This is a genomic window from Hominisplanchenecus faecis, assembly GCF_020687205.1.
GTDB lineage: Bacteria > Bacillota > Clostridia > Lachnospirales > Lachnospiraceae > Hominisplanchenecus > Hominisplanchenecus faecis.
Genome location: NZ_JAJEQE010000020.1, coordinates 14,228 through 36,422, shown reverse-complemented (window position 1 = coordinate 36,422; position 22,195 = coordinate 14,228). Strand labels below are relative to the sequence as shown.

Annotated in this window: 21 protein-coding genes; 8 read left to right on the top strand and 13 right to left on the bottom strand. The window is 39.9% G+C overall.

Annotated features, from left to right (window positions below; all coding sequences use genetic code 11):
• Positions 1 to 51 precede the first annotated feature (51 nt).
• Positions 52 to 1,452: a Wadjet anti-phage system protein JetA family protein gene (locus LKD42_RS07500; protein WP_147632331.1), complete on the bottom strand. Its 1,401-nt coding sequence runs from the start codon at positions 1,450 to 1,452 to the stop codon at positions 52 to 54.
• 14 nt (positions 1,453 to 1,466) lie between these two features.
• Positions 1,467 to 4,763, bottom strand: coding sequence for a DEAD/DEAH box helicase family protein (locus LKD42_RS07495; protein WP_248835291.1), 3,297 nt, complete (start codon positions 4,761 to 4,763; stop codon positions 1,467 to 1,469).
• A gap of 259 nt (positions 4,764 to 5,022) precedes the next feature.
• Here LKD42_RS07495 and LKD42_RS07490 point away from each other — a divergent pair, with 259 nt between their 5' ends.
• Positions 5,023 to 5,625: a YbjQ family protein gene (locus LKD42_RS07490; RefSeq protein ID WP_248835290.1), complete on the top strand. Its 603-nt coding sequence runs from the start codon at positions 5,023 to 5,025 to the stop codon at positions 5,623 to 5,625.
• A gap of 428 nt (positions 5,626 to 6,053) precedes the next feature.
• Here LKD42_RS07490 and LKD42_RS07485 read toward each other — a convergent pair whose 3' ends face one another.
• From LKD42_RS07485 to LKD42_RS07475, 3 genes are all read right to left on the bottom strand, one after another.
• Positions 6,054 to 6,596, bottom strand: a complete 543-nt coding sequence (locus LKD42_RS07485; protein WP_248835289.1) for a restriction endonuclease subunit S — start codon at positions 6,594 to 6,596, stop codon at positions 6,054 to 6,056.
• A 146-nt stretch (positions 6,597 to 6,742) separates the two neighbouring features.
• A complete protein-coding gene (locus LKD42_RS07480) occupies positions 6,743 to 8,038 on the bottom strand; it encodes a tyrosine-type recombinase/integrase (protein ID WP_009321335.1) in 1,296 nt (431 codons plus the stop codon).
• 160 nt (positions 8,039 to 8,198) lie between these two features.
• Complete coding sequence (locus tag LKD42_RS07475; protein WP_248835288.1) at positions 8,199 to 8,828, bottom strand: helix-turn-helix domain-containing protein; 630 nt, start codon at positions 8,826 to 8,828, stop codon at positions 8,199 to 8,201.
• Between the two features lie 175 nt (positions 8,829 to 9,003).
• Between LKD42_RS07475 and LKD42_RS07470 the strand changes: the two genes are divergently transcribed.
• The 6 genes from LKD42_RS07470 to LKD42_RS07445 all read left to right on the top strand — a co-directional run bounded on the left by LKD42_RS07470 (position 9,004) and on the right by LKD42_RS07445 (position 14,355).
• On the top strand, positions 9,004 to 9,234 hold the full coding sequence (locus LKD42_RS07470) for a helix-turn-helix domain-containing protein (protein WP_002578307.1): 231 nt from the start codon (positions 9,004 to 9,006) through the stop codon (positions 9,232 to 9,234).
• 145 nt (positions 9,235 to 9,379) lie between these two features.
• Positions 9,380 to 9,694 carry a DUF3847 domain-containing protein gene (locus LKD42_RS07465; protein ID WP_024738908.1) on the top strand — a complete coding sequence of 105 codons (315 nt, stop codon included), beginning with the start codon at positions 9,380 to 9,382 and terminating at the stop codon, positions 9,692 to 9,694.
• Positions 9,695 to 10,022: 328 nt separating this feature from the next.
• Positions 10,023 to 11,744, top strand: a complete 1,722-nt coding sequence (locus tag LKD42_RS07460) for a MobA/MobL family protein (protein ID WP_117636791.1) — start codon at positions 10,023 to 10,025, stop codon at positions 11,742 to 11,744.
• Positions 11,728 to 12,432 (top strand): DUF6040 family protein, encoded by a 705-nt coding sequence (locus LKD42_RS07455; protein WP_021369328.1) that lies wholly within the window; start codon positions 11,728 to 11,730, stop codon positions 12,430 to 12,432. The genes LKD42_RS07460 and LKD42_RS07455 overlap by 17 nt, the downstream gene beginning before the upstream one ends.
• A gap of 155 nt (positions 12,433 to 12,587) precedes the next feature.
• Positions 12,588 to 13,046, top strand: coding sequence for a MarR family transcriptional regulator (locus tag LKD42_RS07450; RefSeq protein WP_108817235.1), 459 nt, complete (start codon positions 12,588 to 12,590; stop codon positions 13,044 to 13,046).
• Entirely contained in the window at positions 13,036 to 14,355 is a 1,320-nt protein-coding gene (locus LKD42_RS07445) for an MATE family efflux transporter (RefSeq protein WP_248835287.1), read from the top strand. Before LKD42_RS07450 ends, LKD42_RS07445 begins: the two co-directional genes overlap by 11 nt.
• Positions 14,356 to 14,488: 133 nt before the next feature.
• Here LKD42_RS07445 and LKD42_RS07440 read toward each other — a convergent pair whose 3' ends face one another.
• The 6 genes from LKD42_RS07440 to LKD42_RS07415 all read right to left on the bottom strand — a co-directional run bounded on the left by LKD42_RS07440 (position 14,489) and on the right by LKD42_RS07415 (position 18,689).
• On the bottom strand, positions 14,489 to 14,725 hold the full coding sequence (locus LKD42_RS07440) for a DUF6061 family protein (RefSeq protein ID WP_002578301.1): 237 nt from the start codon (positions 14,723 to 14,725) through the stop codon (positions 14,489 to 14,491).
• Positions 14,726 to 14,992: 267 nt separating this feature from the next.
• Positions 14,993 to 15,520, bottom strand: coding sequence for a restriction endonuclease subunit S (locus LKD42_RS07435; protein WP_248835286.1), 528 nt, complete (start codon positions 15,518 to 15,520; stop codon positions 14,993 to 14,995).
• Between the two features lie 74 nt (positions 15,521 to 15,594).
• Positions 15,595 to 16,563: a site-specific tyrosine recombinase/integron integrase gene (gene xerA, locus LKD42_RS07430; RefSeq protein WP_248835285.1), complete on the bottom strand. Its 969-nt coding sequence runs from the start codon at positions 16,561 to 16,563 to the stop codon at positions 15,595 to 15,597.
• Positions 16,564 to 16,607: 44 nt separating this feature from the next.
• Positions 16,608 to 17,066 (bottom strand): hypothetical protein, encoded by a 459-nt coding sequence (locus LKD42_RS07425; RefSeq protein ID WP_248835284.1) that lies wholly within the window; start codon positions 17,064 to 17,066, stop codon positions 16,608 to 16,610.
• Positions 17,066 to 17,527, bottom strand: coding sequence for a DUF3990 domain-containing protein (locus LKD42_RS07420; protein WP_248835283.1), 462 nt, complete (start codon positions 17,525 to 17,527; stop codon positions 17,066 to 17,068). Before LKD42_RS07420 ends, LKD42_RS07425 begins: the two co-directional genes overlap by 1 nt.
• A gap of 13 nt (positions 17,528 to 17,540) precedes the next feature.
• Positions 17,541 to 18,689, bottom strand: coding sequence for a restriction endonuclease subunit S (locus tag LKD42_RS07415; protein WP_248835282.1), 1,149 nt, complete (start codon positions 18,687 to 18,689; stop codon positions 17,541 to 17,543).
• A gap of 449 nt (positions 18,690 to 19,138) precedes the next feature.
• Here LKD42_RS07415 and LKD42_RS07410 point away from each other — a divergent pair, with 449 nt between their 5' ends.
• Complete coding sequence (locus LKD42_RS07410; protein WP_248835281.1) at positions 19,139 to 20,029, top strand: hypothetical protein; 891 nt, start codon at positions 19,139 to 19,141, stop codon at positions 20,027 to 20,029.
• A 70-nt stretch (positions 20,030 to 20,099) separates the two neighbouring features.
• Here LKD42_RS07410 and LKD42_RS07405 read toward each other — a convergent pair whose 3' ends face one another.
• The gene (locus LKD42_RS07405) at positions 20,100 to 20,483 is read right to left on the bottom strand and encodes a VOC family protein (RefSeq protein WP_215658804.1); all 384 of its coding nucleotides are present in this window, start codon (positions 20,481 to 20,483) and stop codon (positions 20,100 to 20,102) included.
• Complete coding sequence (locus tag LKD42_RS07400; protein ID WP_248835280.1) at positions 20,480 to 21,991, bottom strand: class I SAM-dependent DNA methyltransferase; 1,512 nt, start codon at positions 21,989 to 21,991, stop codon at positions 20,480 to 20,482. Before LKD42_RS07400 ends, LKD42_RS07405 begins: the two co-directional genes overlap by 4 nt.
• Positions 21,992 to 22,195: the final 204 nt, after the last annotated feature.

Below are 22,195 nucleotides of genomic sequence, written 5' to 3'. Positions count from 1 at the left end.
AAGATGCCCTGTAAATATTTTCGTACCCTGTGATCCACAATTCTGACATCTTTATTTTCTCGAGATCACCACATTGCTGATATCGGCAATCTTCGTGCTCACTTTTTCGTTCTTGATACGGACTTCGTATGGAAATTCTGCATTTTTCGCATAAAGCATCGCCGCTGCGATCATCAGTGCCTCTTCTTTTGTCTGCACACCCTTTTCTTTCAGCTCCATGCTCACATCCAATCCAAGTGCCTCATCCAGATATGCTCCGACACGGGCCGGAGCATATCGGTTCGGTGCACTGCGGAACAGATTCTCCGTCCGTTTCTGCATCTCTTCTTCCGACATCGCATTGGTGTTTAATGCGATATTCTGACCTTCGTTGCGGATACGCCGATTCTGCTCGAATGATTTGTAACCAACGTATTTCTGGTTGATAACACGAGTGCATTTCTCCACTTTTTCCATCGCCGCATCCTGCTCTTCTTTTGAAATCCTGGAAACACGGTCCAGGAAATCGCCGAGAAGATTCTCCAGTCTGACACGGCTGCTCGCCATCTGCATGATCCTCGTATTTGCCAGATTATAATAACTGTTGATGCGAGTATCAATCAGTTCCATATTTTCTTCGTATTCCACACTCAGGAAATACTGGAGTTCCGCCATGTAACGATCCACACGGGAAATTGCCTGCTCTTTCGGGCAACGCAGACGTTTTCCACATTCTTCGACCATTTTCTCATACATATCCCCATAACGCAGATCCTCGATCCGGTCACGGATGAAAGAAAGCTGGGTCGGGATCAGTCCGTTGTTTTTTACGAAGAAATATTCACTGAAAAACCGGTCCAACATTTCATTTTTCATAATGAACTGCCCGAAACTGTTCATGTCCTGAAATTCGATGACTGTTTTCATGATATCCGATATACTGTCTTTTAAATCAGCCAGCTCATTACGAAGCTCGGTTTCATTTTCCATCATCGGCACCAGAATGTTTGAATACGGTCGTTCTTTTCGCACCGAGCCTTCTTCCGATGCGGATTTCATGATCTCATACATTGAGAGAATGCGGTTTGACATCGTACCTTCATTTTTCTTTTCAGTCAGTTTATCCAGAAAATCAATCACTCTTCGGCAATCCGTCGAAAGATTTACAACATATTCTCCGCTGCGTCCGATCTGCCGTGGCTTGATCCATCCACATTCACGGAAAATGGCCAGAATCTCAGCCGCCTGAAGCTGCACCGCCTCATTCTCATCATCCGCTTCTTCGATCAGTCGCTGAATCTCTTCGTTTTTCAGATACAGTGTGATACTGTCCTTTGCATCCGACTCGTAGAGAACCGGAAGTTCCTTCGAACGGTCGATCAAAATCCGGATACAGTCATAATAAATCCTGCGGTATTTGAACGTAAGCGGTTTAAAAAACGACTCGTTCTTTATGTAATCAAAAAAATTCATAGTTTATTTATCTCCTAAGCTGCTACGGCATTTGCATTGATCTGGTCGATCACTTTCCGAATTCCCATCCATACGTTCAGATCCGTAAAAATGTCCACGACACTTCCCTGATCCGTAAATGGTGCCTCCTGAAGTACCGACAGATCTTTCATCATGCCATTTTGCACAATGTATTCCACGATCTGATTTACGAAATAAATCTGCCTGCTGTCCAGGCTGTTTTCATCCAGATATTCTGAAAATGCTTCTTTTGCAGCGTTCATATCCAAGCCGACAATTTCACGGACAAATTCTCCGAGCGGCTTCTGCCCGTACTCCGTCTCATACTCTTCTTTTGTCCCCAGTTCTCCCCAGAGGATCTCTTCCAGAAGCTGTACATCCGCCGCTGTCAGCGGCTGATTATTCTTCAGCCTGGCAATCGCCTCATTATCCTGATGCCTGCGGACATAATATTCTGCTTTCGCTTTATAATTTTTCAGGTCATCATTTTCCAGCTCCGACTCTTTCCATTCCATCGCCAGAAGTTCATCCGCAAAATCGGTATCATACCGCTTTCCTTCTTTTTCTTTGATATATTTGATCAGTTCCCGCAGATTTTCACGGATATGTTCAAATTCATCCACACCGGCCGTCTCCAGATAATCCGTGTGCAGGATCTGATTCAGCAGTTTTTCCTGTGCTTTGATCTGCGGAATATTGGCAACACCTGCCACCGCACGCACCTTTTTCAGAAGATCCTTTCTCGCTTTTCCATATTTATTTCCCATCAGATAAGCAAGCTCAATCCCATAAAGCAGTGCGTCAAAACGAACGGCGGACGCCTCTTCCTGATCCGGCATGATCAGCGGTGCAACCTCCTCCTGAACGGTCAACGTATCCTCGTAACGGATATTCTGATAATTCTCCGGATTGGAATAATATTCCACATATTTCAAATGCTGACGCACCGCAAAATTATCCCGGCTCAGTTCCTGTACTTTTCCCTGCATACTCTCAACCAGGTTTTTGCGATAGGCGATCAGTCTTTCTGTCTGATATTGTAAATCCTGCAATTTATACGAAATCTGAAATTTCAGGTTAAAAATCGCACTCTGCAAAGGCAGCCGGACTGCTGTCTCTTTTCCCTTCTGCATCCGGAAAAACTCGAAATTCCCACAAAAATCAAAAATATAGAATTTCTGCTTATCCTCACCATCCAAAAGTCCCGGACAGAGCCTCGTTCCACGCCCGATCATCTGCCAGAATTTTGCCTTGCTCATTACCTTTTTAAAAAAGACCAGATTTAAAATTTCCGGCACGTCGATTCCCGTATCCAGCATATCAACGGAAATGGCGATCTGCGGCAGTTTATCCGGCTCCGAAAACTGATCGATCAGGCTCTGGGAATGGCTGATACGATTATCGATCACTTTTGCATAACCCGGCAGATGTGAATATTCTTTATTGAACACCTCAAATATTTTTTCCGCATGAGCATGATTTTTCGCAAAAATAATCGTCTTGCCGAGCTTTTCTCCGTAGTCTGTATGGATTCCATGTCTCATCAGAATGTCCAGCACCTGTCTGATCGTATCGTCATTGAAAATCCAGGTATTTAGTGCTGAGGACTGGATCCGCTCCACAACCTGTCCGTTTTCATCCACAAAGGTGTTCTCGTATGCTTCTTTATCTTCGTCCGAAAGCTCATCGTACGCAATGCCCTCTTCCAGAAATTTCATCTTTGTTTCCACCGAAAGGAAATCCACCAGATAACCGTCTTTTACCGCCTGTGCCAGCTCATAACCGTAAGTCGGCACGCCCTTCTCCAGCTCAAAAATGCTGTAGGTATTTTTATCGATCTCATCTTTCGGCGTCGCAGTAAGACCAACAAGCGGTGCATCAAAATATGTGAAAATGTCTTTGTATTTATTGTAGATCGAACGATGTGCCTCGTCACAGATCACAAGGTCAAAATGGCCGCTCGTAAATAATTTTCCGTCTTCGTCCCGTGTGGCATCAATGCAGTTGATCATCGTCTGATAAGTTGAAAAAATACAGTGTGCATGCAGATTGCTTTTCTCCTCACACAGATTTGCCACCGAAAGATCCGGCAGCATATTGACAAAGCTTCTTTTTGCCTGTGTGACAAGGGAAGTGCGGTCTGCAAGAAACAAAATATTTTTCACCCAGCCGTTTTGCAGAAGCACATCACAAAGTGCGATCACCGTCCTTGTCTTTCCCGATCCAGTCGCCATGACAAGCAGTGCTTTTCTTCTGTTCTTTTTATCAAAGCTTTCGCATACTGCCTTGATCGCCTCTTCCTGATAATACCTTCCGGCGATTTTTTTATCAATTCGGACACTGCCAAGATCGCCCCGCATGGTTTTTAAATTAAACCATTTTTCCAGATCTCTCCTGGAATAAATGCAGGAAACCTGCCGTTCCGGATACTGTCCGTCCACAATCCTCGTCTCAAATCCGTTCGTAAGGAAAATGACCGGTCTGCGTCCATACTGCCGCTCCAGAGAATCCGCATATAACTCTGCCTGCTGCCGTCCGCTCGCCACATCTGCACAGGTCTTTTTCGCCTCGATCACCGCCAGCGGCCGGTGTGCATCGTCATAAAGCACATAATCCGCAAAACCGCTGCCTGATTTATTTGGCATGCCATAGACTTCGACTTCATTCAGCCAGTTCTTTCCTTCCATCCATCCGGCATCAATCAGCATCGTATCGATATATTGTTTGCGGGTTGCATACTCCGACAACTCCAGCGGCTTCGGAACATACGTCTGCTTCTGCTCCTCACGCCTGGAAGTCAGTTCTGCCTTCAATGCTTTATTTTCTGCGATCAAAGCCTCCAGATCAATATCCGGAAAGGCTGTCTCCGCTGCCAGGATCTCCTGATTCTGCTCCGGAAGACCTGCATCAAACTGCCCCTCCTGATAATCATCCGCATAACAATAAGCTACAAAATCCAGAAATATATAAAGATTCTCAAGGCACAGCTTCGCCTGATCCAGCGTCAGCTTTCTTCCCGTATGTGCCACCTGATTTGCCACCCTGCGAATAAAATCCATTCTCCGCAAAATGTCTGCATCCACAATTCCTTTAAACTCTTCCGTATTCAGCAGGCTGACCAGCTTGTCCTGATATGGCATCACCAGCATATCGTCAACCGAATACATCCATTTGACGGCAAATTCCATCGCCCGCCGGCAGTTCATCACACTCGCCTCCGGGTCGATCATCAGGATCTTTTCCGCTGCCACCGCAACATCCGCAAAGGCTGCAAACTGCGGAATATCCTTCAGGAAATCAAAGTTCGTCACGCCGCCACCCCCTCTTGTTGTATTTTCGTGAAATGTCTTCTGATATTTTAACACGAAGTGGTTTTTCTCACAAGAAAGTTATGAAAGGAATCCGACAAATCCCGTAAATCCAGCCTGAAAACACATATTTCACAAAAAACGACAGGTTCCGTTCCTGTTCACAAAAAAAACATTGTACAGATGGCAGATTCCTATTACAATGGTATTTAACTTAAGAGCTTACCATTTTGAAAATACATACGCTAAAGGAGGAACGCTTATGATTTTATGCTGCAAACACTGCGGAAATTGCAGAGAAAGCAATCATCTTGCAGAAAACTGCGATTATTGTGGAAATGAAATGGTTCAACTGTTATCCGACGAAGAGTTAAGCCATATTGATCCTAAAGAATTACCTCAGATCATCGAAGCGATGCGTGCAGGTTATCAATACAGCAATCCGGATTATGACGAAAAATTGTGGGACAGTCGTGCAAAAAAAGAAGAAATACAACGGGCAGAAAACGAAAAACAGGATCTGGATTATCGTGAAAAAACCCACATGGTAACAACCGGATTTCAGTTTGAAGGTTATGAAATCGTATCTTACCTGGGGATTGTCGCCGGCGAAGTAGTTCTTGGCACCGGATTTCTCTCAGAATTTACTTCTTCATTTGCTGATTTCTTTGGCGTGCAATCCGGGATGTTCGAGGAAAAACTTGAGATGGCAAGGCACGCTGCCATGGATAAACTGATCAAAAAATCAGCTGCATTGGGTGGAAATGCAGTCATTGGCATTGACATTGACTACAATATGTTTTCCAATAATGTAATCGGAGTCATTGCAAACGGGACATCTGTTGTAATCAGAAAGATCAGGTGAATTACCGCTAATTACCGGTAAAGCGGACATTCGCAATCCGCTTCGCTACTTGCTCATGAACGCAGTCGCTTCGCGACCTGTCAGCGAGAGCTTTCAACTCCCACTGACATAAGCATCCCCCTCACCCACCGCTTAGTGCTCTGCACATTTGAAATGGGGGAATGCTTCTCTGCGTTCAAGATACTGCTGATAATTTGACACAAAAGTCGTTTTGTGCTATGATACAGACAGTTCATATTTAAATACAAAAGGTGCTACCATGACGGTTCGCCTGATGTTTATTAGGTTAAAAATAACCGCTTAGTTTGCAGACTGGGGCGGTTATTTTTTTGTCTTTTCCGCCATTTACAAGAAATATAGCCTGATTTTTTGTGAATATTCAGCCAGAAGTCCGTGTTTTAGTCCATTATATATTAACAAACTTTTTATTATTTTAATTTATCGACTTGTTGGACAAAGTTTTCAAATTTATTTTGAACATCTAAATCAGGATTCATAACTTTAACTGTTCTTACTTTTTGAATTCCAAATGCTGCCTGTGAAGTAGAATTTTTAGCTTCAGCAAACTGTCTTTCCACAAAATCTGATTCAAAAGAATACTTTAAAAAATATGGGCTAACTAATTCTCTATTAGGTTGAACTAAGACAATATTTGCAGAAAGAGTGTAATCATCACGAGCAGGAATAAATACCGGATTACCTATGGTTCCAATCTTTCCAATTACAAAATCTCCCTCATGTAGAGTATACCTATTCAAATGTTCTTCTAAAACTTTAGGGCTAACTTTACGAGCTCCTTCAAAATCAATTTTCCCTGTTTTATAATCACAATCTTTTATACTCACGTAAGGAACACCATCTTCTTCTACTGGCGGTGTTCTATGGCTCGGTTGTGGATCAACTGAATTAGCTACTTCACCTACTTGATGAATTGGGTACTTAGCAGTTCCATTAAGCGGGTTTCCAAACATCTCTGCAAATCGGGATTTGTGGAGAGATTTCCTGAACTTTCCTTATTTTACAGGCTTTTCAGCCCATTAAATAGTGAAATGATATGTATTTTCCCTTATTTTTGCCCTTATGCGGAATCCGCAAGGGAAATAAGGGAAATTTTTAGTTAAGCATTGCTCGCTACTTTATCAAGAAGTCTTGCGGAATCCCGTTTTGCTTTTCTTGTTGAGTGAGCGTAAATATTCATTGTGGTACTGACATCAGAGTGTCCTAACAGTTCCTGTACATCTTTCGGTGCAGCTCCATTGGAAAGCAGATTGCTGGTATAAGTGTGACGCAACTGGTGAAAATGGAAATCTTCAAATCCTTCCAGCTTCTTTGCCACTGATCTGCATACAATGCTGAGTGTACTCGGCAGTTCCAAAGAGCCATCTGGTCGCAGGCAGACAAAGGAGATTTCTTTGTAATCTGTCGGGACTTCCTGTGTTCCGTCAAGATGATAGTATTCATAATATACCCTGTTTTTCACATGCACTTCTTTGTAGTAATTGCGGTGATATAATTCGCCATACTGCATCCGGTTTTTGAGCTGTTCTTTTCTGGCAGCTTTCAGTATTTCAGTCAGCGTATCTCCAAAATCAACAATCCTTACTTTTTTCCGTTTCGTTGGTCCGATAATATTTTTGTGTTTCATGCCGTCGTAGCGGATACTGCGTTTTATGGTCAGGCATTGTTCCTCAAGGTTAATGTCCTGCCATGTAAGACCACAGGTTTCCCCGATACGGAGCCCGGCATAATACGCAATTTGAATCGGAAGAATAGCAGGTGGATTTTTCTTTTCCAGATATTGGATAAGCCGTTCATAATCCTCATGTGAAATCGGCTGTGTACCTTCTTCCACTTCATCATCGGAAAAGAGGTCAACTTCCTCTGCCTGCTTTTTCAGCTTAATATACTGCATCGGATTGAAACTGATTAACTGTTTTGGAAATACTGCAAAACGGAATGACTGCTGTAACACTGCGGAAAAAGAATGGATATAATCTTTGCTGTATCCCTTTTTTACTTTCCCGTCTGGAAACTCACCACCGAATGTAAGCAGATCAAGAAATGCCTGTAAATGTTCGGCAGTAACTGTTTTCAGTTTGCGGTCTGCAATCGGGTGTTTTTTGATACATCGGATTGCACCAAGATAATTTTCCACTGTACCGTTGCTGAGTGTCCCAGTTTTCAGTTCTTCTTCTGCCCACATATCCAGAAGTTCCCCTACGGTAAGATTATCTGCCTTTGCAACAAACTTCTTATCTTCGTAGTCTTCCAGTGCCTTGCGGAGAAGCTTTTCCGTCTCACTTTTACTTTCGGTTCCGGCGTATTCTTTCTGAACCATTTTACCGCTTGCATCTTCTACATAGAAACGATAGTACCATTTTTTTCCTTTTTTTCTAACAGATCCTTTTGCCATAATCGTATGTCTCCTTTCGATATCAGACAATCGGAACTGCTGAAATGCTTCTTGCGTGTAGGCATCTTATGGACAAGTCCATAAGCCAATTCGCCGCTCGTCAAATCTGTAAACAGCTTGACTCGCTTGCGCTCATTGTATCATAACTCCGATTATCTTACTATACCGATTCAGAATCGTCATACATAACTTCGGATAAAAGATTTGCAAGCCTTTGTTCTGCCGCTTCCGGTTTCTTTGAATAGAGCCTTACAACATCTGCCATACCATTAAATGCGTTGACAGTATGTGTGATCTCCCTGAGAAACATAATCTCATTATATTCATCTTTCGATTCAAATCCCATTACTTTGGCAATGTCCGCATCTTTGGTACTGCCTTTGTAATTTTTACAGGCGAACTGAAACGAATCCAGAAACAGTTCATATTGCTTTAACATTAACAGCAGTAAGTCTTTAGAAAAAGCGTCTTCTGTTTTATTGAGGTCAAGAGGAAACTGTTTGAGAATGTCGCCCATCGCATCACGAATCTGCAATTCTTTCTTATCCGTAATATCAGTTTCATATTCATCGGTTTCCCCTTTGAGCCATTCAATCGATACATGAAGTGCTTCCGAAAGACCTTCCAGTACCATCTTTTTGGTATTGTCAATCGAACCATTCTCATAACGCAGGATTGTGGAAGCGGTAACTCCCATCTTCTCTGCGACATAAGGCTGTGTCAGATTTAATTCGAGACGGCGCTGTTTTGCCCTGCTGCCGATCAGCTTGCGTAGTTCTTTATCTTTCATGCTGATGTGCCTCCTTTTTCGGTATGTCATTACTATACCACGCAACAAAATACATTGCAATATGCAATTAATGGAAAAAGAATAAAATTTCATAATGCTTGACAAAGCAATATAAACACGCTATACTGACAGCACAAATGAAATTGCATAATGCAATTTAAAAGGAGGTGGTCATATGACACAAAGAAAGATTGCCTTATCTATTGAAGAAGCTGCTGATTATACGGGAATCGGCAGGAACACCCTGAGAAAACTGGTGGAATGGAAGAAACTTCCGGTATTAAAGGTCGGGAGAAAAGTCCTGATCAAAACGGATATGCTGGAACTTTTTATGGAAGCCAACGAGGGCAGAGACTTGAGGGATAAGGGAAATGTGAAAGCAGTCACAAGAAACGGTTCAACTTAAAAAAGCGGTTCCCGAAGAAACCGCCAAAGGTTCTATCAGACCGGAGTCATGATATACCTACACGCAAACAGATTATACCATGTACTTCGTCTGACAGACAACAGGAAACTTATGTTTGGAAGAAAAAGAAAGGACGATGATATTTATGGCAAGATCAACAAAGAGTTATGAGGAGCGTATGCTCCAGTTGGAAAAGAAAGAACAGGAAAGCCTTGAGAAAGCAAAACAGTATGCAGCACAGAAACGGGAACTGAAGAAACGTCAGAAAGATGTGGAAACCAAAAAGCGGACACACAGGCTCTGCCAGATTGGTGGTGCGGTGGAATCGGTGCTGGGTTCTGCGATTGAGGAAGATGATATCCCAAAGCTGATCGGCTTCTTAAAAAGGCAGGAAGCAAATGGGAGATTCTTCTCAAAGGCAATGCAGAAAGAGCCAGTTGCGAATACGGAGGAAGTGTAATGCCGGAGGGAGTGGATTTTTCATTCCCTTCATTGCTTTTTCATGAAGGGCGCACTTATGGACAACCAGAGGTCGTCCGTATAAGTTTGCCACAGGTGGCAACCGGTCTGCGCTTACGCTTGCCGGGCTCGTTCCGTCGGCGGGCATTTCATGCAGACCTGCTCATGCCGCAGGAGGCACTCTTCGCCAGAGGGGCGCATTCCATGCAGGCTGTTATTCACAGGGCACTCTTACGCAGAGGGCGTTCCGGCAGATACCATTTTCTTTTTGGGAAAACGTTACCTGCCGGAAATCAAAGCCGGATACGGCAGAAAGGGGGAAACGGATCATGGCGATTTTTCATTATACAGTAAAGATTGTTGGACGCAGCAAAGGGAAATCCATCATATCAGCATCTGCCTATCTCAATGGTGATGTGATGAAAAATGAAGAAACCGGCAGAATCAGCTACTACACTTCCAAAAGAGAAGTTGTTTATACCAGCCTATTGATGTGTGAAAATGCACCACAGGAATGGCTGAATGTACCTGCTGAAAATATCAGACGGTTCCAGAAATCTGTCCGATATAAAAGGGCAGATAACAAAGAAGCCGCACTGAAAAAATTTAAACTTACTTTTCAGAAGCAGCGTTTATGGAATGAAGTTTTGAGGATAGAAAAAAGTGCAGATGCACAACTCGGCAGGTCATTTGAGTTCTCACTTCCGAAAGAATGGAACAGACAGGAACAGATTGATTATACAACCGAATATATTCAAAAGACCTTTGTAAATAAGGGAATGTGTGCGGACTGGAGTATCCACGATAAAGGAGATGGAAATCCCCATGTGCATTTACTTGTGACGATGCGACCATTCAATCCAGACCACTCATGGGGGAACAAAGAAATCAAGGATTGGGAGTTTGTCAGAGATGAAAATGGAAATATTGTGGTGGATGAATCCCATCCGGACTGGTGGCAGGATAAAAAGGACCCTGACCGTCATGGAATCCGAATCCCGGTATTGGACGAAAACGGTAATCAGAAAGTCGGTGCAAGGAACCGTAAACAGTGGAAACGTGTATTAACCGATGCTACCGGATGGAACAGTCCGAAAAATTGTGAACTGTGGCGGAGTGAATGGGCGAATGTCTGTAATTCACATTTGAAAACGGAAAATCACATTGACCACCGTTCTTATGCAAGGCAGGGGAAATTAGAGATACCGACGATCCATGAGGGCGCGGATGCCAGAAAAATTGATGAGAAATTTCAAAATGGGCAGACACAATCAGCGTCATGGAAAGTGGTAGAAAATCAGATCATAAAAAGACAAAATGCACTGCTGGATAAAATACAGATTTCTTTCGGAAAGGTATCCGGTGCATTGACACAATGGAAGGAGCGATTGGATGACATTAGAAGAAAGCCGGGAAGTCATTCCCATGATGGAGACAATGATAAACCAGATCGAGGAACAGCAGAATTTTATGGCAGCGATGGTACAGGAATTGCAGGAACGGGATCGACAGCTCCTGTCTTTTCAGGAGCAGAACCAGAGTTTAAAAAGCTTAAACAGCGAATTATCCAGGCTGCTAAATCTTTTGCCAGATACAGAAGAACTGCTCTCACAGATCGAGCAACAGAAAACCAGAATCGAACAGTTGGAAAACGAGAATCAGCAATGGCAGGAATTAACGCAGAAGCTGAACAACGAGAACAGCTTATTGCAGAAACAGAACAGCGAATTGCTGACCTTAAACAGCAGATAGAGAAAGCGAGGGAGATCGATGAGCGAATGCAGAAACTTAGAGAACGTCGGGCAGGTGGAAGAACTTCTGCTGATGACCGAACAGATGCAGGACGAACTGGATCAGAAAGACCAGACAATCCAGGAACTAAACAGGCAGCTAAGCGAATCGCTGACCTTGAACGAGAAATTGAACAGCGAAAACAGAGCCGAGAATATCGAAGCATTGCGGACAAGATTAAGGCAAACAGAGGAACGATTGACCAGCGAGACAGACAGCAGGAAAAGAGCCGACGCAGAAGCCGTGGCATGGAAATTTAAGTATGAAAAAGCAGAGCAGGAAAAACTTTATGCACAGACACACCAAAAGACGGTAGAGGTAGCTGTTGAGAAAAAAGTGCCTTATGAGAAATGTGAAAAATGTGACCGTACTGCTTACCGGAAAGCAAAAGAAAAATGCGATAGCCGTAAAAGCCAGTTAGAAAAGAAATATAAAAATATGACGATTGGTTATGAAAGTATCTTGTTTCTACTGGCATGGTACAGCATAACAACAACACTGTTTACTGCGATTCTTTCGCCGGTTTTCCTTAACGACTGTATCGTCTTTTTCGGTGCGTTAGGAAAAGGAATGGGAAGTTTATTTCGGGAGTTTGTGACAGGTGCAGACTCTTTCGGACAGTTAAGCAGTGGAATACCTAACAGTATTCTTTCCGGGATTGTGTACTGGCTGATTGCCGGTACTGTCATGGCAATTTTATTCGTAATAACCGGGTGGCTGATAATCGGGATTGGTTATCAGGTAGGAAAAATCTACCGGAAATATTGTTGGGATATCATCAGTATCGTGGTAGCGATAACGAGTACAGCTGTTGTAATTTACTTTGGAGAATGGATTAAAAACGCTAATCCGATAAATCTTATTGTATTGCTATTACTGTCGCATATTATTTATATTGGAATCAGATGTTATGTGAAAGACTGGATGGAAGAACGAGGATATTATTAAAAGAGGACAGGGAAATTTCATAATCTTCCTGTCCTTAGTAAGGGACTATTGATTGTTTATATAAAGAAAAAGTATATAAATAAATCTTGACAATTAGTACGAACTCGGACTATACTATAAAAGTCCGGATTCGTACTAATTTAAGGAGAAAAAAGATGAGAAAAGATAATAATATGATAATACAGTTGCAACGATATTATGCTTTATGGAAAGAATGTACAGCAATGTATGAGGAATGGTCAAAGGATCAGGGACTGTCTTCAAATGGAGTTTTTGCTTTGTATTCATTTTATGAAAGTAATGGAAGATGCACGCAGAAAATGATAAGTGAAAAATGGAATATACCTAAGCAAACGGTAAATACGATACTAAAAGATTTTCAGAAAAAAGGATACATCAATATGGTATCTGATGATTCAGACAAGAGAAATAAGCTGATATGCCTCACAGAATCAGGAATGGAATATACGAAAGATATCATAGAAAAACTGCACTCAAAAGAAATATATGTAATCGAAAAAATGGGATTAGAGAATATAGAAAGTCTTAATGATAATACAGAGCTGTTTATCAGACTTTTCAAGGAAGGAGATTGTAAGAAAAATGAATCATAAATCATTATTTTTTAAATATGTTATTCCATCTATTATAGCATTTGCATTATCAGGAATATATGCGATAGTGGATGGATATTTTGTAGGCAATACCATAGGAGATGCTGGAATTTCGGCTATTAATATTGCATATCCGATTGTGGCTTTGATTCAGGCTCTTGGAACAGGAATTGGTATGGGAGGAGCTGTTTATTACTCAATTAATGCAGCAGAAAAGAAAGGAAAACGGGCAGAAGAATTTATTGCTACAAGCTGGTGGCTTCTTGTAATAGTAAGTGTTATCAATACCATAATTATTTACTCCTTTTCGTCTAAAATTTTAGGATTGCTTGGAGCAGATGGAATTATATTAACAAATGCGACAGATTATATCAAAATTATAGCACTTGGAGCAATATTGCAGATTCTTGGAACTGGAATGATGCCATTCATTAGAAATTATGGAAACTCTTTCTGGTCAATGTTTGCGATGGTTGGTGGATTCATAACCAATATTGTTCTGGATTTTATCTTTGTATGGATATATGAAATGGGCATGAAAGGTGCAGCCACAGCTACAATAGCCGGACAGGGTGTGACTGCAGCAATTGCAATCATATACGCATTATATAATAAAAAGTTTTATGTGTATGTATCCTTAAAAAATGTAAAAGAAATGTGTGGCGCTATATTCAGAGTAGGTCTTGCACCATTTGGGCTAGCATTGACTCCTAATATTTCATTGGTGTTTATAAACCGATTCTCCGCTTCTTATGGGGGAGAAAAAGCTATTGCAACTTATGCATGTGTATCCTATATTATCTGTATCATATATCTCATATTGCAGGGCGTAGGTGATGGAAGTCAACCTTTAATGAGCCGTTTTTATGGTGAGAAGGATCAAGAAAGCCTGAGAGGAGTTCAGAGAATGGCATACATTTTTGCAATAATTCTTGCTGTTTGTGGTGGAATTATCATGTATGTAAACAGAGCAAATATTGGAGGGGGTTTCGGAGCTTCTTATGAAGTAAGTATTGAGATTTCTAAAATTGTACCTATATTTTTAGTGTCATTACCATTTGTTGCGATTACCAGAATAGCGACAGCTGGATTTTATGCTACTGAAAAAAGTGGATTGTCATACATTCTTACATTCATTGAACCAGTATTGATGCTGATATTTATGCTTGTTTTACCACCTTTATTTGGTGGACAGATTATGATATGGTGGAGTACGGTATTGGCACGTGTTTTTTCAGCGATTCTGGCATTCATACTAATAAAATATTGCGAAAAGGGAGATTTGCAATATGGAATACAGAAAATTTAACAATCAGATAGTAGCAAGAATAATCTAGGTTTATCTATTGTATTTTTAAGGACAGCCTCATAGCAATAGGGCTGTCCTTTTAAAATTATGAAGCTAATTTTTAATAAATTCTAGTAGATTTTGATTGGAATAATCATAACTCTAATGAATCTTCAGCATCTACCCACATCTGTAAATTCCCATCAAGATATAACCTTGCATATTCTAATGGCTCATCGATTGCAAGCGATGTCAAAGCACAATCAGATCCAGGTGTGGTTCTTAAATTTTTTTCTGCTTCCCAACAATCAATACGGAGTATATAGCCCGTATTAGTATATACATCAATGCTGTTGCACTGTGGATTGTATTCTGCAAATATTGTTCTCATCGTATCCCATCTCCTTATCATTTAATCAATCAGTAGTAGCAAAAATTAAGAAGCATTTCAATCAGTTCACCATGTCACTTTTATTTTGTGTTATACTGTCTTATAGATTTTTCTTGCCCTTGTATTTGCCCTTATCAGAGTGCATAAACACTGATGGGACGATATAACACAAGGAAAATAATAAGGGAAAGCTCACCTGCGACAAATCCAGTGTTTTCAAGGGGGTGCGAAGAATTTAATAATAAAATATAACAGTTATTAAATTTCTTAAAACAGGTGAAATCTCAATCGGGATTTGACAAAGGTGTCCAGCTGTTCTAATTCTTGTTTCTTTTTTTCAATAATATTTTCTATTGATACAAGAATATCCGCTATTTTCCTTTGTTTTTCATATTCAGGCATAGTAAATTCGATTGTACTAAGTTCCCTAGCTGATAAATGTTTTACTGTGACAAATGATGTTTTATCTTCAATATTTTTCAATTTTTTCGACAACGCAAACCTTATGTATTCTTCATTTGTTTCTTTTTTTGCTGATATTTTACACACTCGCTGATTCAATAATGCATCTACACTTTTCCACCTGGCTATATTGAATTCTCCATCCATTCCAATTAGAAGATCTCCTTTATGCAAAAGATATTCTTTTGAATATTCTCCAGCATAAAATGTTTCTGAAAAACCTCTTTTTACATCTCGTATTCTAACTAATGGTGGATAAATTGGATTATCGGTAAATCTTTTAGAATCAAATGCATATCCATATTTTATATCGCATAAATCTAATAATCTCATTCCATTTTTCCTCACAAACCTGCATTATCTTGCAGTTTCATCTGCACTGCAAATATGAACAGCGAAAAATTTGCTCAGGCTATGAAGCGTCTATGGGATGTTTTTACATTGTTTTGATTAACCATTGCATACTGCATCGTGGTGTCGATTTGTTGATGTCCCAGCAGTTTCTGTACTTGCTCGATCGGCATCCCTTTATCTATGGCTCTTGTTGCCATAGTTCGGCGGAATTTATGCGGATGGATTCTCTCTAATTTCAATTCTCGTCCTAATTGTCTCAATCTTATTTCCACTCCACTGATTTTCAGGCGTTTATGCGGATCATTGAGCGTCACAAATAGTGCCGGATTATCGTCAGTCCGGCATTTTAAATAATTCTGTAAATGCAGTTTTGCTCTTGCATCAAAATATACCCTGCGTTCTTTATCACCTTTTCCATATACAATACATTCTCTTTCATTGAAATCAATATCTGCAATATCCAGATTTACCAGCTCACCGACTCTCATCCCTGTTGAAAAAAGTAAATCTATGATGGCAAGATCGCGTTTTTCTTTGCAATTATCACGCAAAATCTCAATACTCTCATCGGAAATCACTTCTTTTACCACTGTTTTCGTCTTGATTTTGTGAATACGTTTCACTGGACTTTTTAAAATGTGATCTTCTTCCTCCAGCCAAGAAAAGAAACTTGATAAATTGCGGCGAATATTGTCTATTGTCACCTTTCCACAATTATTGATTTTCTGATAATCAATCAAATATTGGCGAATATCCTCCGTTGCAATCTGACGCAGTGGTATTGTAATTCTTTTCAGCATATGCTCAATCGTTACACGATAATATTGAATTGTCCTGTCTGAACACCCCTCAATCTGTTTTGCCGTCAAAAACATTTCCAGATATTTCTCATTTGAAATCTCTTCCTGTACCTGTTTCGCCTCCATTAGGTGATAAATCAGCACTTTCTGAAGCTTTTTCATCTGCATTACATTTAAAAATTCCGCCATGTCGTTTAAAATATTATAAATCTGATTCTCCATTTTTCTGCACTCCTGTTTTTTGCAGAAAGTATAACAGATTTTTTCTAAAGAATCTTATTTTCCTCGTAACATTCGAAAAGATATGATGGATTTTCATAATAAACACTGCTGTTATAATCATCTATTTTCTCGCTCAGAAAAGAATTATAAACTCTAATCAGTGCGTCAATTACTTCTATCTTCTCTTTTTCTGAAACCTGCTTAATAAGGCGTTTATAGACTTTTCCGATGTCCCAGTGTGTAGGAATTGCATACTGACATTCTCCGACATTATCAAAATTTCCCTGTTTAATCTGGGCTTCTTTGATAAAATCTTCGCTTACCCGATCAATGTTATCACTATGGTAAATATCCGCCAGATCGTAAATCTTATCCAGACGCTTTTTTCCTAATGCATCAACGACATCTGCCCTGGTATTTTTCGTTTTTCTTGCAATATAATCAATCAACGCACAGGTAAAAAATAAATCATTATCCTTTCTGGCTTCTCTTCCATTCTCCATTATTTAACCACCTCAAATCCCCTGTATTCCAGACATTTCAGTGCTTCTTTAGAGCAAAAGTTTATCTGATGTGTCGGATATTTAAACTTTGCCAGCACCCAGAACTGCTCTCTCGTAATCGAGCCATCTATATAATCAGAAACATAGTTGTAAATCTGATCATCTGCCATCGCTCCGATTACAATATCATAGTCATGTATTTTTCCTGCCCGACAATTAATAATGAAATCCAACCATTCATCTGTCATTTCCCGGAAATCTTTGATTTTTAACGAAGAATCTAAACGCACATCATAAATAGAAACAATCTTAGTATCATAACGTTTTGCCCATCTCTGAGCCTGTTCTTTAATAATTGTGCAATAAAAACCTGTCCCAAAATCCTTTGTATTACGTCCCTTTCGGATTTCCGGATGTTCCACTGCCATATATCCACCATGATATACTGTCATTTTTGCCATTTCATCACCCTTTTCATCCAAAATACTTCTGCATCAGACTGTCAAATAATAACTGCGTCTCTTCTAAGGATTTTTGAATCTTAGATTTTAATTTGTCGACTTGTTCCAATACTCCTTCAAGTTTCTTCTGCTCAGAAATCGGTGGACAGATAACCTCTATGTTCTTCAAACGTTCCTTAGATATGTTTGACATAGATTTCGCTGATCCACCAGAGATACCTTGAATAGCCGGCCTAAACTCTCTATTATTGATTAATTGCCACAGGAATGTGGGCGTCATTCGCTCGTTTGTGACTAAGCGAAATATCAAATCTGGCATCATAAGTTTTTCTGGTGTTTCGAAAACATAGGCTGCCATTCCAACAAGATCAGGTGTATTCTTTCTTGTAAAAAGCAAATCTCCTCTATGTACTTCGACAGATTCCACAAACTGCTTCTCATCCAAGAGAGCTTTATTTTCATAGGGTCTGTAATCCCCATATGTTGCAGCACTTAACTTAAGAATTGCCGGAAATACGCCTTCTCGTGCATTACTATCACATGTAAAGCTTTTTCCATTATCAATTCTTTCCAGACATTCCGACAATTTTACAACTTCCCATCCTTTTGGATTCTTTATCGGATCACCAAATAATTCGACAAATCGGGATTTGACAAAAGTGTCCAGTTGTTCTAATTCTTGTTCTTTTTTTTCAACAACATCACTTACTTTATCAAGAATTTTTACAATTTTTCTTTGATTTTCAAGTTTTGGTAATTCAATTGGAAATTCATATAGCATTGAAAGTTTTAAATTATCGCGTACACTTCCAGTTGCCACGGCTTTTATACGCTGTAAAACAAAATCGCTTTTCAAATAATAGTATAAGTACTGTCGCTCCAAATTCGGTGATACCGAAAAAACATTATACAATGGACTTACTATAACTTTTTTCTCTTTTCTTTGCCAATCTACTGATCCAACATTAATTCGTGAAGGATTATACGCAAAATATCCATATGGAACTATTTTATAAGTAGTTTTATCCTTACTTGCTACCTCTTTTCCGAAATAATCTTTGCAAAATCCTTTTGTATTTGTAACACTATAAACCGAAATATTTTCATCATCCTTATTTTTAACTGAGTACTCTTGTATATAATCTCCCAATCTCACCTTCATTTTCCATTCCTCGCTGTTTCTTCTAACTTTTTACCACCAAATTTTTTATATTTCTCCCACAAATATGAATTTCTCGCCCTTTATCTTAAATAAAGGCATCTCGGTTTTACTATTTCTTATTTCCATATACATATTTCTTTCAGAATAACATTTTTCAATGCCTTGTGCAAGTCGTTTCCTTTGATTTGTTGCAGTTGTTTATTGTTTATGTTGTCTTTTTAATATTTTTCATTTTCTATTGATTTAAAAAGAGTTATGTGTTAGTATAATGGCAAAGCATATTTTCTTAACGTTCTTGGCATCATGCCGTCTATTAATCTATTTCACATTTCGAAAATTCATGCTTTTCTTTCAAAATTAATAAAAAAGCAGGAGTTTCAAATGTTGACCGATTAGCAGACTGCATATCTACCGCACTTTTGTACACTCCTGCCAAAGGAGGTACTTCTATGGTGCAAAATAAAACGCTGAAAGCAAACCGGATGTACAAAGACACTGTATTCCGTATGCTGTTCTCTGACAGAAAAAATTTATTGTCTCTTTATAACGCAATCAGCGGTTCACACTATGATGATCCGGATAAACTTGAGATTGTGACACTGGAAAATGCCATTTATATGGGTATGAAAAATGACCTAGCTTTTATCGTTGATACTGATCTATTTCTGTATGAACATCAGTCTACTTACAATCCAAATATGCCGCTGCGTGATTTATTCTATATTTCCAGTGAATACCAGAAATTAGTAGATCACAAATCTCTCTATTCTTCTGTATTACAGAAAATACCGGCACCGCAATTTATTGTATTTTACAATGGTCTGGAAAAGAAAAAGGACTACTGGGTAAACCATTTATCCGAAGCTTTCGAAAACCAATCCGGTGATCCAAAGCTAGAACTGGAAGTTCTGACACTGAATATCAATGAGGGACACAATAAAGAACTGATGGAACAATGTCAAACTTTAAAAGAATATGCACAATATGTAAATCTTGTACGCAAATACACGAAAGATTTTGAATTAAACGAAGCGGTTGAACTGGCTGTCAATGAATGTATACATGACAACATTCTTTCCGACTTTCTTCGTGCAAACAAAGCAGAGGTGATCTCCATGAGTATATTTGAATATGATAAAGAACTGGAAGAACGCAAACTCCGTAAGGCGGAATATGAGGCTGGGGTAGCTGATGGTATCAAAACAGCTACCGAAAATATTAAAAGGGAAGATGCTCTTTCCTTAGTTGATCTTGGCTTGTCTGTTGAGCAAATTGCTACTGCTTTAAAAATTGATTTAAAAACCATTCAAAAATGGATTGAGCAAAACCCACAAAGTTAATTTTACACTCGTGGGATTTGCTCTGTTGTTGTTCTATATTTTAGCTGTGCGGAACGTAAAAATCACTTTGCTACACGGTAATCTCGATCTGGTTGCCTTCGATTCCCACTACGCAGCTCTCGTAATATCCGTCTCCGGTTATCCGTGGACCGCTGATGATTTCATAGCCATCTTCTTTTAATTTTGCCGTCAACTCATCTACTTTTTCTTTGCTTCCGACGCTGAATGCAATGTGAATATATCCGGTCTGTGTCAGGGCTTTCGGAGAATCCTGCATCTGCGGCTTATTCATAATTTCCAGTCTTGCCCCATCGTCAAAGGAAAGGAAGTAAGAGCGAAAGTCTGTTTTCGGATTGTGATAACCAGCGTTTGCTCTGGCATTCAGATAGATTTCAAAAAATGTTTTTGTTTTTTCGAGATCTTTTACATACATTGCGATATGTTCTATTTTCATGCCATCTCATCTCCTAACATTTTTTCAAGTTCTGCCATGCTCTCCTGTACTTCTTTTTCCAGTGCCCGTAAATTTGCCATAATCTCAGATGTTGGCGGATATTCTACCGGAATGTATTCTATTTCTTTGTACTTGTTGATGGAAAGGTCATAGGCATTGTCTACGATTTCCTGTTTTTTTACAAAAAATGACTGGTCAGTTCGTTTACGGTCATTTTCTGCTTCCAGATTTTTAAATCTTGCGATTATATCCGGAATATCGTTTTCTTTGACTTCGGAACGTTTGTCATCCAGGCTGCGTCCATCTGCTTTCATATCATAGAACCACACTTTGTCTGTTCCGCCATGCCCGGTTTTCGTAAAGATCAGGATCGCTGTAGAAACTCCGGCATATGGTTTGAACACACCGGACGGCATGGAAATCACTGCTTCCAGTCGCTGTTCTTCCACGATTGCTTTCCGGATATCTTTATGGGCTTTGGACGAACCGAAAAGTACGCCATCCGGTACAATGCAGGCACATCTTCCGCCTGTTTTTAACATTCTTACAAACAGTGTCAGAAAAAGGAGTTCTGTCTTTTTGGTTTTGCAGACTTTCAGAAGATCTGCAGATACAATATCATAATCCAGGCTTCCTTTGAATGGTGGATTTGCCAGGATCAGGCTGTATTTTTCTTTATCTTCGTTCTGGTCGGAAAGACTGTCTCGATATTCGATATTCGGATTGCTGACACCGTGTGTCATCATGTTCATTGCTCCGATACGCAGCATCGTTCTGTCCATATCGTAGCCGTGGAACATATGATTCATATAGTGTTCCTTGTTTTTTGCATTAAACAGAACTTCTGCTTTTTTCTTTTTTCGCAGATATTCACTGGACTCTACCAGAAATCCGGAGGTACCGCAGGCCGGGTCGCAGATCAGGTCATCGGCTTTTGGATCCATCATTTCTACCATCATTTTTATGATATGACGCGGTGTGCGGAACTGTCCGTTTGTTCCAGCAGTTTTCAGTTTCAAAAGTAAATGTTCATATACATCTCCCCGGACATCTTCACTTCTTAACTGCTCCATTTTTTCGTAGATTTCATCCATGGCAGTCACGATCTTATCCAGCATGACCGGTGTCGGCACTTTAAAGATCGCATCTCCCATATATTTTGCATAGGCACTCTCTTTATCTCCATGAAGATTTTTGATAAACGGGAACACATTTTCCTGCATATTTGCATACATTTTCTGAGCCGGAAAATCGTGAAATACGCTCCACTTGAACTGATTCCCCGGAACTTTTCTGTCTCCGATTGTTATGTTTTCTTCAAATATGCTTTTATATGGCAGACAAAGCATAATGCTTTCTTTCATATGTACGTTATCTGAATCATCCAGATCGCGGATAAACATAAGATAGGTCATCTGTTCGATCACATCGAGCGGATTTGTCAGTCCGCCTGTCCAGAAAATTTCCCATAAACCGTCTACTTTATTTTTTAATTCCCCTGTAACCATATTTTTTGTTTTCCTTCCTTTTCATTCTATATATTGTCAAGCGGATATTCGCAATCCGCTTTGCTACTTGCTCATAACATTTAAGGCTCCGTCCGGAAAATTTCATTTAAATTATCTACCTGATAATTATACGGTTTTCGTCTATTTTTCGCAACAAGCGAATATTCTTTTGACAAGCTTCCGTTTCTCTGCATATAATAAATG

Excerpts from the sequence above, each read along its gene's own strand:
- LKD42_RS07490 (WP_248835290.1), top strand. The coding sequence starts at position 5,023 with ATGATTTTATGCTGCAAACACTGCGGAAATTGCAGAGAAAGCAATCAT.
- LKD42_RS07475 (WP_248835288.1), bottom strand. The coding sequence starts at position 8,828 with ATGAAAGATAAAGAACTACGCAAGCTGATCGGCAGCAGGGCAAAACAG.
- LKD42_RS07460 (WP_117636791.1), top strand. The coding sequence starts at position 10,023 with ATGGCGATTTTTCATTATACAGTAAAGATTGTTGGACGCAGCAAAGGG.
- LKD42_RS07415 (WP_248835282.1), bottom strand. The coding sequence starts at position 18,689 with ATGAAGGTGAGATTGGGAGATTATATACAAGAGTACTCAGTTAAAAAT.
- xerA (WP_248835285.1), bottom strand. The coding sequence starts at position 16,563 with ATGGAGAATCAGATTTATAATATTTTAAACGACATGGCGGAATTTTTA.
- LKD42_RS07425 (WP_248835284.1), bottom strand. The coding sequence starts at position 17,066 with ATGGAGAATGGAAGAGAAGCCAGAAAGGATAATGATTTATTTTTTACC.
- LKD42_RS07485 (WP_248835289.1), bottom strand. The coding sequence starts at position 6,596 with ATGTTTGGAAACCCGCTTAATGGAACTGCTAAGTACCCAATTCATCAA.
- LKD42_RS07445 (WP_248835287.1), top strand. The coding sequence starts at position 13,036 with ATGAATCATAAATCATTATTTTTTAAATATGTTATTCCATCTATTATA.
- LKD42_RS07420 (WP_248835283.1), bottom strand. The coding sequence starts at position 17,527 with ATGGCAAAAATGACAGTATATCATGGTGGATATATGGCAGTGGAACAT.
- LKD42_RS07405 (WP_215658804.1), bottom strand. The coding sequence starts at position 20,483 with ATGAAAATAGAACATATCGCAATGTATGTAAAAGATCTCGAAAAAACA.
- LKD42_RS07500 (WP_147632331.1), bottom strand. The coding sequence starts at position 1,452 with ATGAATTTTTTTGATTACATAAAGAACGAGTCGTTTTTTAAACCGCTT.
- LKD42_RS07480 (WP_009321335.1), bottom strand. The coding sequence starts at position 8,038 with ATGGCAAAAGGATCTGTTAGAAAAAAAGGAAAAAAATGGTACTATCGT.
- LKD42_RS07400 (WP_248835280.1), bottom strand. The coding sequence starts at position 21,991 with ATGGTTACAGGGGAATTAAAAAATAAAGTAGACGGTTTATGGGAAATT.
- LKD42_RS07435 (WP_248835286.1), bottom strand. The coding sequence starts at position 15,520 with ATGAGATTATTAGATTTATGCGATATAAAATATGGATATGCATTTGAT.
- LKD42_RS07450 (WP_108817235.1), top strand. The coding sequence starts at position 12,588 with ATGAGAAAAGATAATAATATGATAATACAGTTGCAACGATATTATGCT.
- LKD42_RS07440 (WP_002578301.1), bottom strand. The coding sequence starts at position 14,725 with ATGAGAACAATATTTGCAGAATACAATCCACAGTGCAACAGCATTGAT.
- LKD42_RS07410 (WP_248835281.1), top strand. The coding sequence starts at position 19,139 with ATGGTGCAAAATAAAACGCTGAAAGCAAACCGGATGTACAAAGACACT.
- LKD42_RS07465 (WP_024738908.1), top strand. The coding sequence starts at position 9,380 with ATGGCAAGATCAACAAAGAGTTATGAGGAGCGTATGCTCCAGTTGGAA.
- LKD42_RS07470 (WP_002578307.1), top strand. The coding sequence starts at position 9,004 with ATGACACAAAGAAAGATTGCCTTATCTATTGAAGAAGCTGCTGATTAT.